The following is a 13,999-nucleotide window of genomic DNA, read 5'->3' as shown; positions in this document are numbered from 1 at the left end:
TGGGGTGGTCGGACAGGTCTATCAGACCACGGCGGCGCCTCCGTGACGAGGTTCTCCACAGGACCGTTACCGTGAGGAGATGCAGCACGTCCTCCGCGCCTTCACGCCCGCCGACACCGAGCCCGTCGTCGCCCTGTGGGAGGCGTGCGGTCTCGTGCGTCCGTGGAACGACCCCCGACGTGACATCGCCCGCAAGCTCTCGGTGCAGCCCGAGCTGTTCCTGGTGGCCGAGGACGCCGACGACCCCGACCGCCCGGTCGTCGGCGCGGGCATGGCCGGGTTCGACGGGCACCGTGGCTGGGTGAACTACCTCGCCGTGCGGCCGGACCTCCAGGGCTCCGGACTCGGCCGGGCGTTCATGACCGAGTTCGAACGGCTGCTGACGGCGCTCGGCTGCCCGAAGCTCAACCTGCAGGTCCGCGCCGGCAACGAGCGGGTCATCGGGTTCTACGAGTCCCTCGGCTACACCGACGACCGCACGGTCTCGCTCGGCAAGCGGCTGATCCCCGACGCCTGACGGCGACGTCCGCCCGAGTCTCGGACTGGGCGACGTTTCTCGCGTCCTGGCGCCCGAGAAGTGTCGCCCAGTCCGAGACTCGGCACCCACCCGGCGCACGCGGGCACGCCTACGCCAGGGCCAGTCCGACCGAGGCCGCGAACGCCAGCACGATCCCGCTCCACTGCACCGCAGTCAGCCGCTCCCGCAGCACGATCCCGGCGAGCACGACCGTCCCGATCGGGTACAGCGCGTTGAGCACGCTCACGACCGGCAGCGTCGCCGGGTCGTCGCTGGAGTGCAGCCCCGCCTGGATGAACACGTTCGCCATCGCGTCGAGGACGCCGCAGGCGACCACCGCCACCACCAACCGGACCGGCCACCGCGTCGACAGCCGCACGGTCTGCCCTGGAGGCGCGGCAGACCCCGCGACGTCCGCCCGCGTCGCGGGGTCTGCCCCGCCTCTCCCCACCGGCACGGCCTGCCCGCCGCTGGCGCGACGGTCAGGAACCGGCGGCGTGGGCCCCGAGCGTCGCACCAGTCCCGAGACGACAGCCGCCGTCCCCAGCAGCACCGCCTGCAGCACCCGCGACACGATCAGCGGCGCGACCCCGGAGTCCGCCGGCGTCTGGTCGTACGCGAGGACGATCCCGCCGAACCCGCACCCGGCGACCGCCGCGGTCACGAGCCCCAGGGCGGTCACGCGCGCGCCGGAGGTGTCCCGGACCGCCGCGACGAGCACGACCGCGACCACCGCGACGACGAGCGCGCCGATCGCGAGTCCGGACAGTGCCGTCCCACGGACCACCGCCACGAGCACGGGCACGACGGCAGCGAACACCGCCGTCAGTGGTGAGAGCACGCTCATCGGGCCGATCGCGAGCGCACGGTAGAGCAGCAGGACGCCGACCCCGCCGGACACCCCCGCGACGGCACCCCAGATCGTCCCGGTCCACGTGAAGCGACCTCCGACCACGACGAGCCCGAGCACCAGCGGCGCGATCCCGACGGCGGCGGCGACCGCGGCGACCGTCACCGCACGGACGCGTCGCGCCGCCAGGCCGCCCAGGAAGTCGGCGAAGCCGTAGACGAGGGCGCCGGACAGGCCGAGCAGGACGGTGAGCACGGCTCCCATCCTGCCCGGCCCGGTAGCCTGCACGGCGTGAGCGTTCCCTACCACCGCCTGCCCCGCGTCGACGCACGCTGGAGGTGGTGGCGCCCTCTCGTCGCCCTGGCGTTCCTGGCGGGTTGGTACATCGCCTCCCAGGTCCTCATCACGATCGCCTACTTCGTGCCGATCGCCGCGGTGCAGGGGGAGTCCGGGCTGACGGGCCTGCTCGACGACCTGCAGAGCGGCGCCCTCGACCCGACCGACCCGCTGACCCTGTCGCTGAGCCTGGTGTCGCTGGTGATCCTGCTGCCCGGCATCCTGCTCGCGGTGCGGATAGCGCGCCTCGGGCCGTCGGGCATCCTGTCGTCGACGCGCTTCCGCGTGCGCTGGGCCTGGGCGGCCTGGTGCCTCATCCCCACGCTCGTCATCGCCGTGGTCATGTTCCTGTTCCAGACCGCGGGCATGTTCACGTTCGACGGTGGCTTCGGCTGGGACCACGCCGCGATCGGTCAGTCGACGGTCTCGGTCGGCACGCTGACGCTCACGATCGTGCTCGTCCTGCTGCTCGTGCCGTTCCAGGGCGCGGCGGAGGAGTACATCTTCCGCGGCTTCCTCATGCAGACCATCGGCTCGTGGATCCCGGTGCGGGTCCTCGGCACGGTCGTCGCCGTCGCGGTCTCCACGGTGGTGTTCGCGCTGCTGCACATCCCGAACGGCTACAACGTGTGGGGCATCCTCGACGTCGGCTCGTTCGGCCTGATCGCCGCGATCATCGTGCTCCGGACCGGCGGCATGGAGGCCACTGTCCTGCAGCACGCGTTCAACAACATCATGATCTTCGTGGTGCAGGCGCCGGGGTGGTCGAAGATCGACCTCACGTCGCAGGACGCCAACGGCACCGTCGGCGGGTGGCTCCTCACCCTCGCGACCTCGCTCGCGTACTGGGGCATGGTCGAACTGCTCGCGAAGTGGCGGCACCTGGACCGGCGGTTCGCCGGTCGCCAGGCGCCGCGGTTCCGCGGTGCGGCCCCGGCCTGGGCGGGCGGCGCACGGTGGCTCCGGCCTGGAGGCACGGGCTGGGTCGACGCGCCCGCCGGCCCCGACGACGTGGCCGGGTCCGGCGCGGCTCCGGCGGAGCCTGTGGACAACGTCGTGGGTGTCGCCGGTCGCCCGTAGGCTCGTGGCATGAGCACCACGCCCGCGCCCGCCGCCGTGTCCGCGTCGCGTGCCGCCGCGCTCGACGTGCTGCACCGCGTGTGGGGCTACGACGACTTCCGGGGCGAGCAGGCGTCGATCATCGACCAGGTCGTCTCCGGCGGGGACGCGCTCGTCCTGATGCCGACCGGTGGCGGCAAGTCGCTCTGCTACCAGGTGCCGGCGCTCGTGCGGGACGGCGTCGGGGTGGTCGTCTCGCCGCTCATCGCCCTCATGCAGGACCAGGTCGACGCGCTCGCGGCCAACGGCGTGAAGGCCGCGTTCCTCAACTCCACGCAGGGGCCGGACGAACGCGCCCGGGTCGAGCGCGCCGTCGTGTCGGGCGAGGTCGACATGCTCTACCTCGCGCCGGAGCGGCTCCGGCTCGAGTCCACCCGCGCACTGCTCGACCGCGCGCAGATCGCCCTGTTCGCCATCGACGAAGCCCACTGCGTCGCGCAGTGGGGCCACGACTTCCGCCCGGACTACCTCGAGCTCAGCGTCCTGCACGAGCGCTGGCCGACCGTGCCGCGCATCGCGCTGACCGCCACGGCGACGCCGCAGACCCACCGCGAGATCTCCGCCCGGCTCGGCCTCGACGACGCCGCGCACTTCGTGGCCGACTTCGACCGGCCGAACATCCAGTACCGCATCGAACCGAAGACCGGGGCGCTGCAGCAGCTGCTCACCTTCATCCGGACGGAGCACAGCGGCGACGCGGGCATCGTCTACTGCCTGTCCCGCAACTCGGTCGAGCGCACGGCGGCCGCCCTCGCCGACCAGGGGATCCCGGCGCTGCCGTACCACGCCGGCCTCGATGCCAGGGTGCGTGAGCGGAACCAGTCGACGTTCCTGCGCGAGGACGGCATCGTCATGGTCGCCACCATCGCGTTCGGCATGGGCATCGACAAGCCGGACGTCCGGTTCGTCGCGCACCTGGACCTGCCGAAGTCGGTGGAGGGCTACTACCAGGAGACCGGTCGTGCCGGCCGTGACGGACTGCCCTCGACGGCGTGGCTGGCGTACGGCCTGAACGACGTCGTGCAGCAGCGCCGGATGATCGACCAGTCCGAGGGCGACGCCGCACACCGTCGGCAGCTCAGCGCCCACCTCGACGCCATGCTCGCCCTGTGCGAGACGATCGAGTGCCGCCGGGTGCGGCTGCTCGCGTACTTCGGGCAGGAGAGCACGGCGTGCGGCAACTGCGACACCTGCATCGCCCCGCCCGAGTCCTGGGACGGCACGGTGCCGGCGCAGAAGCTCCTGTCCACCGTGGTGCGGCTCGACCGTGAGCGCGGGCAGCGGTACGGCGTCTCGCACCTCGTCGACATCCTGGTCGGCAAGCAGTCGCCGCGCGTGCAGGAACTCCGGCACGAGTCCCTCGCGACGTTCGGCATCGGCAGTGACCTCGGCGAAGCAGAGTGGCGCGCGGTGGCCCGGCAGCTCCTCGCACAGGGGTACGCCGCGGTCTCCGGCGACGGCTTCGGCACCATCGTGCTCAGCCCGACGAGCGCTGACGTCCTCGGCGGCAAGGTCGTCGTCCGGATGCGCCGTGACCCGGTGAAGGCGCCGCGTGGCAACCGCTCCCGGCGGTCCGTCGTGACGGACATGCCGCAGGAGGCCCTCGGCCTGTTCGAGGCGCTGCGGGCCTGGCGCGCGACGCAGGCCCGCGAGCAGGGCGTCCCCGCGTATGTGGTGTTCAACGACGCCACCCTGCGGGGGATCGCTGCGGTGAAGCCCGCGGACGAAGACCAGCTCGCCGAGATCTCCGGCGTCGGCGGCGCGAAGCTCGAACGGTACGGCCGCGCCGTCCTCGACGTGGTCGCCTCAGCGGACTGACCGACACATTCCGCAGCGGGCATGCGACCGCTGACGTGATCACTACACTCGGAACCTCCCGTCACGAGGAGGCCCGGGTGTCCGGTTCGACCAAGTTCACCACCACGCTGAGCCGCGCGGTGGTGACGCCGCTCGCCCGCCTGCTGTGGCGTCCGCGGATCATCGGCCGGAAGAACGTCCCGAAGCGCGGGCCGGTGATCCTGGCGAGCAACCACCGCTCGTTCATCGACTCGCCAGCGATCACGCTCATGGCTCCGCGGAAGGTGTCGTTCCTGGCGAAGCAGGAGTACTTCACCGGCACGGGCCTGCGTGGTGCCGTCTCGCGTGCGTTCTTCGGCGGCATCGGCGCGATCGGTGTCGAGCGCGGTGCGGGTTCCGCGGCGCAGCACGCTCTGGACCTCGGCCTCGAACGGCTCGAGGCGGGGGAGGCCTTCGCGATCTACCCCGAGGGCACACGCTCCCTCGACGGCCGTCTGTACAAGGGCCGCACGGGGGTGGCGTGGCTCGCGCTGACGAGCGGTGCTCCCGTGGTCCCGGTCGCACTGACCGGCACCGAGGACGTCCAGCCCGTGGGCTCGCGGATCCCGAAGCTGGCGAAGGTCACGATCGAGTTCGGGAAGCCGCTCGACCTGTCCGGCTTCGGCGAGGCGTCCTCGGGACGTGCACGCCGGCACGCCACCGATGCCGTGATGGCGGCGATCCTGGAGCTCAGCGGTCAGGAGCCCGCGAACGCCTACAACAACCCGCCGGCGACCATCGTCGAGCGCGTCCGCCAGGTGCTCCGCCGTGACGACCCGACCGAGGCCGTCCAACCGGATTGACCGCGAACTGTAGCGTACGTGACCAACTGCTATTGCACATTCGGAATATCAGTGTTTGAATAGGGCTGTGCCCAGGGGCACACTCTCACCGCGGTCCGCCCGAGAACGGCCCGCCCAGACACCTGATCGGAAGGCAAGCAGCATGTCCTCCACGCCGCTCTTCGACTCCATCGCCCGCCGCACTGACGGGGCCGCACCCGCGTCGGCTCCGACCGTCGCCCGCGCCACGTTCACGCCCGCACCGACCTCGCCGATGTCAGCCCCGGTCGCTGCCCACGAGTCCCTCCTCGTCCCCGCCGCCCTCGTCGCGGCGATCGACGAGATCCCCGGCCGCATCGCCGTCGCGATGGAGACCGAGCACCGGGTCTGCGCCGAGCAGCTCGTCCTGGTCGAGGCCGTGGCCGACGCGATCACCCGCGCCGTCGTCGACGCCGTCGTGACCGAGCTCGACTGCATCGCCCGCGACGGCGTCGTCCGCGTCTGACGACCCCTGCCCACCCGATGACCACGATGACGGACCACCTGCCGATGCGCCCGCGCGGCGCAGCCCGACACGCGGCGAACGCGACGGCCGCCCTCGGCACCGACGCGTCCGGCGCGTCCGACGTGTCCGACGCGTCCGAAGCCACCGGGGCGGCGGTGCACACCCTCGCAGTCCCGGTCTCCACCGCCGCGCAGACTGCGCCGGCACTCCCGTCACGCCGCGAGCTCCGTCCCGCGACCCGGACGACCGGGCCCGGCGACCTCGCCCGAGCCGTCACGCAGGCGGTCACCGTCCCGCTCCGCACCCTCGGCAGCGCCGTCGCCTCGGCGAAGGCCGTACCGGTCACGGCGACCGCTGTCGTCGCGTGCTTGTTCGTCTCGGTCGCGACCCCGCAGACCGCGATGGCGTCGACCCCGCAGGGCATGCTCCCCGCGCTCGACGCGCAGGAGTACACCGCGTCGGCCGACACCTCGATCACGGTCGAGCGGGACGCCTTCGCCATCGGGACGATCCCCGTCCGCACGGCACCGGCGGCCGATGCGGCAGCGGCGTCGACGAGCCCCGGTTCGTCCTCCGTGCGCCCGGTCGCCGGGTCGATCCCCGCAGCGGGCGGCTTCGGCTCCCGGTGGGTGCAGGGCTGTGCCGCCTGTTCGACGAACCACCAGGGACTCGACTTCGCCGCTCCCACCGGTACCGCCGTCGTCGCGGCGATGTCCGGCCGTGTGGTCTCCGCCGGGGCGTTCGGCGGGTACGGCAACCAGGTGCTCCTGCAGCACGCAGACGGCTCGCAGACCCGCTACGGGCACCTGTCGCAGATCGGCGTCCGTGTCGGTCAGGCCGTCGCTGCCGGCCAGCGGATCGGCGCCGTGGGCAACACGGGCGTCTCCACCGGCTCGCACCTGCACTTCGAGGTCATCATCGGCGGCGCGCCCGTGAACCCGGCCGCCTGGCTGCAGAACCGCGGCCTGCTCTGAAGCCGGGCGCGTAGCGTCGGATCCGCGAGCGGCAGGGAGCCGCCGCGGAGACGGAGACGCGCGTGCGGGTGAGTGTGCTGGGGACGGGGACGATGGGTGCCGGAGTGGCGGGGTCGCTGCTGCGCGAGGGGCACGAGGTGACGGTGTGGAACCGGAGCGCCGACAAGGCCGCTCCGCTCGGTGACCGGGGCGCGACGGTCGCCACCGACCCGGGCTCCGCGGTCGCGAACGCCGAGGTCGTCCTGCTGACCCTGTTCGACACCGACGCCGTGGTGGACGTGCTCGAGTCCGCTGCCGGCGAGGCCCCGACCGAGGCCGTGTGGGTGCAGTGCTCCACGATCGGCGTCGCCGGCACCGAGACCGTCGTGCAGCTCGCGGCCAAGTACGGCATCACCCTCGTCGAGGCGATGATGCTCGGCACGAAGGCCCCGGCCGAGCAGGGCACGCTGACGATGCTCGCCGCTGGTCCCGCAGCGGAGCTCGACCGCATCGAGCCGGTCCTCGACGCCATCGGCGCGAAGACCGTCCGGGCGGGTGACCAGGTCGGTGCCGGGACGGCGCTCAAGCTCGCGGCGAACGCGTGGATCGCGTCGATCACGGCGGCGACGGGCCAGTCCCTCGCGGTCGCGAAGTCGCTCGGACTGGACCCGGCGCTCTTCCTCGAGGCGATCGACGGCAGTGCCAGTGACTCCGCGTACGCGCACACCAAGGGCACGGCGATCATCGACGGCTCGTTCCCGGCGCAGTTCGCCCTCGACGGCCTCCGGAAGGACATCGGGCTGATCACGGACGCGGCGCGGGACACCGGGGTCTCGACCGTGCTGCTCGACGCACTGGGACGGGTCTACGCGGACGCGAGCGCAGCGGGCCACGGCGGCGACGACATCGCGGCCGTCGGGACCGCCTTCTGACGGGCTCGGGGAACCACTAGCTCCGGCGGAACAGCCGTCGGACGGCGTTCGTCAGTCGTCCGACGGTCTCGTCGTTCATGGTGTTGGCGAGGTCGAAGGCCTCACGCGCGGGGTCCGACCCGGCCCGGATGCGACGCAGTGCGGCGTCCGCCCGTGCCCGGGCATCGAGCTCGGCGAGGGGCATGTCGTCCTCGGGGTCGTGCGGCGCCGGGTCGGGCGTGTCTGCCATGCCAGCAGGCTACGCGGGACGCACGGCCGCGAGCTACGCGGAGCGCCCGCCGACGGCGTCCACGTCGTCGACCACGCGGACCATCTCGTCGAGGAACGACACGATCACCGCCATGTCGTCGGTCGACAGGTGCTCGGTGGCCTCGATCGCGCGGGAGTCGAGCTGGTCGATGACCTGCAGCACCTGGCGCATCGAACCACCGGAGGCGGTGAGGATGACGCCGCGTCGGTCGTTCGGGTCCGGGTGCCGCTCGACGTGCCCGCTGCGGACGAGCCGGTCGACGAGCGCCGAGGTCGACGCCGCCGTGATGTCGAGCTCCTCGGCGAGGTCCTTGGCGTTCACCGTGCGGCCGGCCGACTCGGCGTCGAGGAGGGCACGGAGTGCCAGGAGGGCGTTCTCACCGATCCCGAGTGCCTCGCGGGCTCGGCGTTGCGCGGCGCTCTCGGCGCTACGGTACCGACGGAGCGCGTTCAGCACGTCCACCGCATCGACCCTGGCCGAATCGCCGTACCAGAATCCCGCGGTGCCGGTCATCACCTCGGAAGTCATGAGGACAATGCTAGACGCTCTAGTTAGATTGTCTAGCGAGTGCGCGGACCGGCCGAACCGGATCGCAGCCCGGACGACTGCAACACCCGTGACGCGGCGCCGAAACACCCCGGCAATCCCCGGTCAGTAGGTTCACGACATGCAGGAGCCGACGTGCTGAGCCGACTCGCGGGGAGCGTGTTCCACGTCGGGAACGCCGTCGAGCGCACCGACGTGGTCGCCCGGATGCTGGACGTGTACGTGGCGCGGGGCGAGCCGGCCGGTGTCGAACAGGACCGCCTGGTCGCGGCGGAGCTCCGATCGGTGGTGGGGGCGGCGGGGCCCGCGAACGACCCGGACCGTGCCTCGACGATCGACGCCCTGGCGCTCGACCGGCACGAAGCCGCCTCGATCGCCTCCGCCGTCGCGGTCGCCCGGGACCACGCCCGCCGGGCACGCGAGGTCGTCTCCACCGAGCTCTGGGACTGCCTCAACGTCACCCGCTCGCGGATGCCGCGCAAGGTCGCGCCGGACCGGGCCCACGAGTTCCTCGGCTGGGTGCGGGAGCGGAGCGCCCTGGCGATCGGCGTGGTCGAGGCGGATGCGAGCCGCGACGAGGTCTGGGAGTTCTTCACGCTCGGCCGGTCGTTGCAGCGCTGTGCGACCACCGCCCGGCTGCTCGCGTCGGGCCTGCTCGACCCCGGGTCGGGGACGTCCTGGTCGACCGCGCTCCGTGCGTGCGGTGCCGGTGAGGCGTTCCAACGGGGCCGTGACCACCACACGCCGGCCCCCGAGGACGCCGCGGCGTTCCTGCTCCTCGACGAGCACAGTCCGCGATCGCTGCGGTTCCTCGCGCGGCGTGCCGACGAGTGCCTGACCGACGTCGCGCCGTCGTGCGTCGCCGACGAGGCGCGGGCGTTCGCGGAGACCCGGGCGGACCTCGAGGCGGTCTCGGCGGAGACGGCCCTGCTGGCGGCACGCGTCGCAGGGGAGCGGCTCGCGGTGGCGGCCGATCGCGTCGTCGCGGCGCTCGACGAGCGCGTGTTCGCCGAAGCGGCTCCCACGCACTGAGGTGGGCCGTCGTCCGGAACGGTCGCGGTGCGGTGGTGGTGACCAGGAGACGGCCTGGAGGCGCGGTGCGGGCCCGACCCGCGCCTCCAGGCCGCCTCAGGGTCGCGTCAGACCGCGCTGGACCGGTCGGCGACCGCCTCGTCGCGTTCCAGGTCCTGCCGGAGGGCGGCGCGGGACGCGCGCGTCCCGACCACCGGCACCGCGTGCGTGATCGCCAGGTGCAGCCGGGTGTCCGCGTCGTACCGCACCCGGAACCGCTCGTACCGGAGGAGCCACACGAGCGCGATCGCGAGGGCCACGAACCCGGAGACCGCGCCGACGCCGATCGCCCAGCGAGGCCCCCACGCATCGGCGACGGCGCCGACGATCGGGGCGCCGATGGGGGTGCCTCCCGCGAAGATCGCCATGTAGAGCGCCATCACGCGTCCGCGCATCGCCTGGGCCGTCGTGGTCTGCACCAGGGCGTTCGCCGTCGTCATGAAGGTCAGCGACGCGAGCCCCACGAAGACCAGGACGATCGCGAAGGTCCAGTAGGTGGGGGCGAACGCGGCGGCCGTGCACGCGAGACCGAACCCGGCGGAGGCGATCACGAGCGTGCGCATCCGCGGGCGGTCGCGACGGGCGGACAGGAGTGCGCCGGCGACCGAGCCGATGGCCATCACGGAGTTCAGCAGGCCGAACTCGCCGGCGCCCTTGTGGAACTCGACCCGGGCCATCGTGGAGGTGAAGATCGGGAAGTTCACGCCGAAGGTGCCGACGACGAAGATCATGCAGAGCACGACGATGATGTCCGGCCTGGTCCGCACGTAGTGGATCCCCGCCATGATCTGGCCCTTGCCGCGTTTGGCCCGAACACGGTCGGCGAGCTGCGCGGGGTCGACGAAGCGGAGCGCGACGAGGACGGCCAGGAACGAGGCGGCGTTGATGACGAACACCCAGCCGGACCCGATCGCCGCGATGAGGACACCGGCGACCGCGGGGCCGATCAGGCGCGCGGCGTTGAACGAGGCGGAGTTGAGCGCCACCGCGTTGGCGACGTTCTCACCCTGCACGACGTCGGACACGAAGGTCTGGCGGATCGGGGTGTCGAACGCGGCGACGACGCCGAGTGCCAGGGCGAAGCCGTACAGCGACCAGATGGTGGCGGTGTCGGTGAGCACCATGATCCCGAGGCCGAGCCCCAGCGCACCCATCAGGCCCTGCGTGAGCATGAGCATCTTGCGGCGGTCGAACCGGTCCGCGGCGAGCCCGGTGAGGGGCAGGAGGAGCAGCTGCGGGCCGAACTGCAGCGCCATGGTGATGCCGACCGCGATGGCGTCGTTGTCGGAGAGCTTCGTCAGGACGAGCCAGTCCTGGGCGGTTCGTTGCATCCAGGTGCCGACGTTGGACACCAGGGCACCGGCGAACCAGATGCGGTAGTTGCGGCCGGACAGGGAGCGGAACATGGCGGTCACTGCTGGGCCAGCCTCCTCATGATCTCGGTGGCGTCGGCCAGGGTCTGCCGCTCGGCCTCGGTGAGGTCGGCGAGGCGCGGGGTGAGCCAGCCGTCCCGACGGCGGCGGGTCTCCTGCACGAAGTCGGCGCCGGCGTCGGTCGCGCAGAGGAGCACCTTGCGGCGGTCGTCCCCGTGGCCGCCCTTCGACACCAGCCCGCGGTCGATCAGCACGGCGACGGTCTTCGTCATCGACGGGGGCGTCACACCGTCCTGGCGGCTGAGCTCGGCGAGCGTCATCGGGCCGTCGCGGTGCAACCGGGCGAGCGCGGAGAACTGCGCATCGCTGACGGTGGAGTCGGCCTTCTGCGCACGGAGCGTGCGGGAGAGGCGGTTCACCGCGATGCGGAGGTCGGTGGCGTCGGTCACGATCGTTAGCCTAGCAAATTAGTTCAGCGAACGAACTGGTTTTCCGGTGTATCGTGCTTTTGGGCAACAGGTGTTGCCTAGAGAGAAGGAATCATGTCCGAGTTCGAGGGCAAGGTCGCCATCGTCACCGGTGGCGGCAGCGGCATCGGCGAGTCCGTCGCCGAGGAGCTCGCCGCCGCGGGCGCGACCGTCGTCGTCACCGACATCAGGTTGGACGCCGCCCAGCGCGTCGCGAGCGCGATCGTGGAGGCCGGCGGCACCGCCAGCGCCTTCGAGGCGAACTCCGCCGTCGCCGCCGACAACGAGCGCATGGTCCAGTTCGCCGTGGACACCTACGGTGCGCTCCACCTCGCCGTGAACAACGCCGGCATCGGCGCCGCCCCGCAGCCCATCGGCGAGTACGACATCGCCGCCTGGGACCGCGTGCGGGCGGTGGACCTCGACGGCGTCTTCTACGGACTCCGCTACGAGATCCCCGCGATGGTGGCAGCCGGCGGAGGCTCGATCGTGAACATGGCATCGGTGCTCGGCACGGTCGGCATCGCCCAGAACGCCGCCTACGTGGCGTCGAAGCACGCGCTCGCCGGCCTGACCAAGGTCGCGGCGCTCGAGTACTCGGCGCAGGGCGTCCGCACGAACGCGGTCGGCCCGGGCTTCATCGACACCCCGCTGCTCCGCAACTCGATGACCCCGGAGGCGATCACCGCCCTCGAGGACGAGCACGCCACCAAGCGCCTCGGCACCGACAAGGAGGTCGCGGCGCTCGTGCTGTTCCTGCTGAGCGACAAGGCCTCGTTCATCACGGGCAGCTACCACCTGGTCGACGGCGGCTACAGCGCCCACTGAGCGGGTGCGCGGGCGTGCGGGCGTGCGGGCGTGCCGGGGCGGGGTCGTTCCGTGGCCGGGTCGTTCCGCGCGTAGCTGGCGGAATCGGGCGTACCGGGTCGTTTCTTCCGGCCAGGTACGCCCGGTTCGGCTTCCTACCGCGGGCGCTGTGGGAAGGAACGAACGTCAGTGGAACTGGGGGATCGTCAGCCAGATGCCCGTGAGGACCGCCGCGATGCAGACCGCGAAGCACACCCCCGCCCCCGCGAGGGCGAGTGGCGGCGTGTGCCCGGACCGCGGCGTCTCCTCGGAGTACTGCGTGCGCTCCCCACCGGCGTCGACGGGCTGGCCCGTCCCGAGCAGCCGCAACCCGAGCGCGTAGACGAGCACCACGCCGACGGCGGCCACGAAGCCGACGCCCGCGACCGTGCCGATCGCACCGAAGTCGATGTCCATGTGCGGTCCCCTCAGTTCCCGGTGGTGGCCGGCTCGCGCTCGGCGGTGTCGGCGGTGACGTCGTCGTGCGAGATCGGCTTGCGCTTGGCGAGGCCGTAGAACGACAGGCCTGCGGCCAGCGCGAACACGGCCACCAGGACGAGACCGATCACCGAGGTGGACGCGACCCAGGTCGCGAGCGCCCCGACCACCGCGGCGGCGGGCAGCGTGATCACCCACGCGACGACGATCCGCCCGACGACCGACCAGTGCACGTCCGCGAGCTTCTTGCCGAGCCCGGAGCCGATCACCGAGCCGCTCGTGACGTGCGTCGTGGAGAGCGCGAACCCGAGGTGGGACGACACGAGGATCGTCGCCGCGGAGCTCGTCTCGGCCGCGAAGCCCTGCGGGGACTGCACGTCGGAGATCTTCTTGCCGACCGTCTGCATGATCCGCCAGCCGCCCATGTACGTCCCGAGGCCGATCGCGAGACCGCAGGCGAGGATCACCCACAGTGCCGGGCCGCTCCCGGCGGGCTGGTAGTTCGCGGCGATCAGGGTCAGCGTGATGACGCCCATGGTCTTCTGCGCGTCGTTCGTGCCGTGCGCCAGCGACACCAGCGACGCCGAGATCGTCTGCCCGTGCCGGAAGCCCGTCGCCGCACCGTGCGTCGTCGCGTTCTTCGTGATCGTGTACGCCAGGTAGGTCGCCACGAGCGCGATGACCCCGGCGATCACCGGCGAGAGCAGCGCCGGCAGCACGACCTTCGAGACGACCGTCGCCCAGTCGACCGAGTTCAGGCCGGCGCCGATGATCGACGCGCCGATCAGGCCACCGAACAGGGCGTGCGTGGACGACGACGGCAGGCCGAAGTACCACGTGGCGAGGTTCCAGAGCACGGCACCGACGAGGCCCGCGAAGATCATCACGGGGGAGATGTGGATGCCGTCCTGACCCTCGCGGATGATGCCCTGCGAGACGGTCTTCGCGACCTCGGTGGACAGGAACGCGCCGACCACGTTGAGGACGGCGGAGATGAGCACGGCGGTCCGGGGCTTGAGGGCACCCGTGGCGACCGAGGTGGCCATGGCGTTCGCGGTGTCGTGGAAGCCGTTCGTGAAGTCGAACACGAGGGCCACCACGATCACCAGCACGACGGTGACGAGGACGTCCATGCGCGAGACGGTAGGCCCGCCCTGCACCGCCTGCGTGAACGCCGG

General features: G+C 72.0%; 16 protein-coding genes. 9 read left to right on the top strand and 7 right to left on the bottom strand.

Annotation, left to right across the window (positions count from 1 at the left end; translation table 11 throughout):
• Window positions 1-79 precede the first annotated feature (79 nt).
• Window positions 80-517 carry a GNAT family acetyltransferase gene (locus tag CRP27_RS12220; RefSeq protein ID WP_097180903.1) on the top strand — a complete coding sequence of 146 codons (438 nt, stop codon included), beginning with the start codon at window positions 80-82 and terminating at the stop codon, window positions 515-517.
• Window positions 518-626: 109 nt separating this feature from the next.
• On the opposite strand, the gene CRP27_RS12215 is transcribed toward CRP27_RS12220, so the two are convergent.
• Complete coding sequence (locus CRP27_RS12215) at window positions 627-1,622, bottom strand: EamA family transporter (protein WP_097180902.1); 996 nt, start codon at window positions 1,620-1,622, stop codon at window positions 627-629.
• Between the two features lie 36 nt (window positions 1,623-1,658).
• Between CRP27_RS12215 and CRP27_RS12210 the strand changes: the two genes are divergently transcribed.
• The 6 genes from CRP27_RS12210 to CRP27_RS12185 all read left to right on the top strand — a co-directional run bounded on the left by CRP27_RS12210 (window position 1,659) and on the right by CRP27_RS12185 (window position 7,830).
• Window positions 1,659-2,783, top strand: a complete 1,125-nt coding sequence (locus CRP27_RS12210; RefSeq protein ID WP_097180901.1) for a CPBP family intramembrane glutamic endopeptidase — start codon at window positions 1,659-1,661, stop codon at window positions 2,781-2,783.
• A gap of 9 nt (window positions 2,784-2,792) precedes the next feature.
• The gene (recQ, locus tag CRP27_RS12205) at window positions 2,793-4,640 is read left to right on the top strand and encodes a DNA helicase RecQ (RefSeq protein WP_097180900.1); all 1,848 of its coding nucleotides are present in this window, start codon (window positions 2,793-2,795) and stop codon (window positions 4,638-4,640) included.
• A 77-nt stretch (window positions 4,641-4,717) separates the two neighbouring features.
• Window positions 4,718-5,461, top strand: a complete 744-nt coding sequence (locus CRP27_RS12200; RefSeq protein WP_097180899.1) for a 1-acyl-sn-glycerol-3-phosphate acyltransferase — start codon at window positions 4,718-4,720, stop codon at window positions 5,459-5,461.
• 142 nt (window positions 5,462-5,603) lie between these two features.
• A complete protein-coding gene (locus CRP27_RS12195) occupies window positions 5,604-5,945 on the top strand; it encodes a hypothetical protein (protein WP_097180898.1) in 342 nt (113 codons plus the stop codon).
• A 17-nt stretch (window positions 5,946-5,962) separates the two neighbouring features.
• Window positions 5,963-6,919, top strand: a complete 957-nt coding sequence (locus CRP27_RS12190) for a M23 family metallopeptidase (protein WP_097180897.1) — start codon at window positions 5,963-5,965, stop codon at window positions 6,917-6,919.
• 62 nt (window positions 6,920-6,981) lie between these two features.
• Window positions 6,982-7,830, top strand: coding sequence for an NAD(P)-dependent oxidoreductase (locus tag CRP27_RS12185; protein WP_255257566.1), 849 nt, complete (start codon window positions 6,982-6,984; stop codon window positions 7,828-7,830).
• A 16-nt stretch (window positions 7,831-7,846) separates the two neighbouring features.
• Here the strand turns inward: CRP27_RS12185 and CRP27_RS12180 are convergent, their stop codons facing one another.
• Both CRP27_RS12180 and CRP27_RS12175 read right to left on the bottom strand, forming a co-directional pair.
• Window positions 7,847-8,059 carry a hypothetical protein gene (locus CRP27_RS12180; RefSeq protein ID WP_097180896.1) on the bottom strand — a complete coding sequence of 71 codons (213 nt, stop codon included), beginning with the start codon at window positions 8,057-8,059 and terminating at the stop codon, window positions 7,847-7,849.
• 33 nt (window positions 8,060-8,092) lie between these two features.
• Window positions 8,093-8,608 carry a MarR family winged helix-turn-helix transcriptional regulator gene (locus tag CRP27_RS12175; RefSeq protein WP_255257565.1) on the bottom strand — a complete coding sequence of 172 codons (516 nt, stop codon included), beginning with the start codon at window positions 8,606-8,608 and terminating at the stop codon, window positions 8,093-8,095.
• Between the two features lie 153 nt (window positions 8,609-8,761).
• On the opposite strand from CRP27_RS12175, the gene CRP27_RS12170 reads away from it, so the two are divergent.
• Entirely contained in the window at window positions 8,762-9,658 is an 897-nt protein-coding gene (locus CRP27_RS12170) for an alpha-E domain-containing protein (protein WP_176505579.1), read from the top strand.
• 107 nt (window positions 9,659-9,765) lie between these two features.
• Here the strand turns inward: CRP27_RS12170 and CRP27_RS12165 are convergent, their stop codons facing one another.
• The gene (locus CRP27_RS12165; protein WP_097180893.1) at window positions 9,766-11,112 is read right to left on the bottom strand and encodes an MFS transporter; all 1,347 of its coding nucleotides are present in this window, start codon (window positions 11,110-11,112) and stop codon (window positions 9,766-9,768) included.
• Window positions 11,109-11,519, bottom strand: coding sequence for a MarR family winged helix-turn-helix transcriptional regulator (locus CRP27_RS12160; RefSeq protein WP_097180892.1), 411 nt, complete (start codon window positions 11,517-11,519; stop codon window positions 11,109-11,111). The genes CRP27_RS12165 and CRP27_RS12160 overlap by 4 nt, the downstream gene beginning before the upstream one ends.
• Before the next feature lie 93 nt (window positions 11,520-11,612).
• Here CRP27_RS12160 and CRP27_RS12155 point away from each other — a divergent pair, with 93 nt between their 5' ends.
• Window positions 11,613-12,365 (top strand): SDR family NAD(P)-dependent oxidoreductase, encoded by a 753-nt coding sequence (locus CRP27_RS12155; RefSeq protein ID WP_097180891.1) that lies wholly within the window; start codon window positions 11,613-11,615, stop codon window positions 12,363-12,365.
• Between the two features lie 165 nt (window positions 12,366-12,530).
• Here the strand turns inward: CRP27_RS12155 and CRP27_RS12150 are convergent, their stop codons facing one another.
• Both CRP27_RS12150 and CRP27_RS12145 read right to left on the bottom strand, forming a co-directional pair.
• The gene (locus CRP27_RS12150) at window positions 12,531-12,800 is read right to left on the bottom strand and encodes a hypothetical protein (RefSeq protein ID WP_097180890.1); all 270 of its coding nucleotides are present in this window, start codon (window positions 12,798-12,800) and stop codon (window positions 12,531-12,533) included.
• A gap of 11 nt (window positions 12,801-12,811) precedes the next feature.
• Window positions 12,812-13,954 (bottom strand): inorganic phosphate transporter, encoded by a 1,143-nt coding sequence (locus tag CRP27_RS12145; RefSeq protein WP_097180889.1) that lies wholly within the window; start codon window positions 13,952-13,954, stop codon window positions 12,812-12,814.
• Between the last annotated feature and the right edge of the window lie 45 nt (window positions 13,955-13,999).

This window comes from Curtobacterium sp. 314Chir4.1 (assembly GCF_900215175.1).
Classification (GTDB): Bacteria; Actinomycetota; Actinomycetes; order Actinomycetales; family Microbacteriaceae; genus Curtobacterium; species Curtobacterium pusillum_A.
The sequence above is the reverse complement of the archived record's forward strand: the minus strand, read 5'-3'. Positions and strand labels throughout refer to the sequence as shown.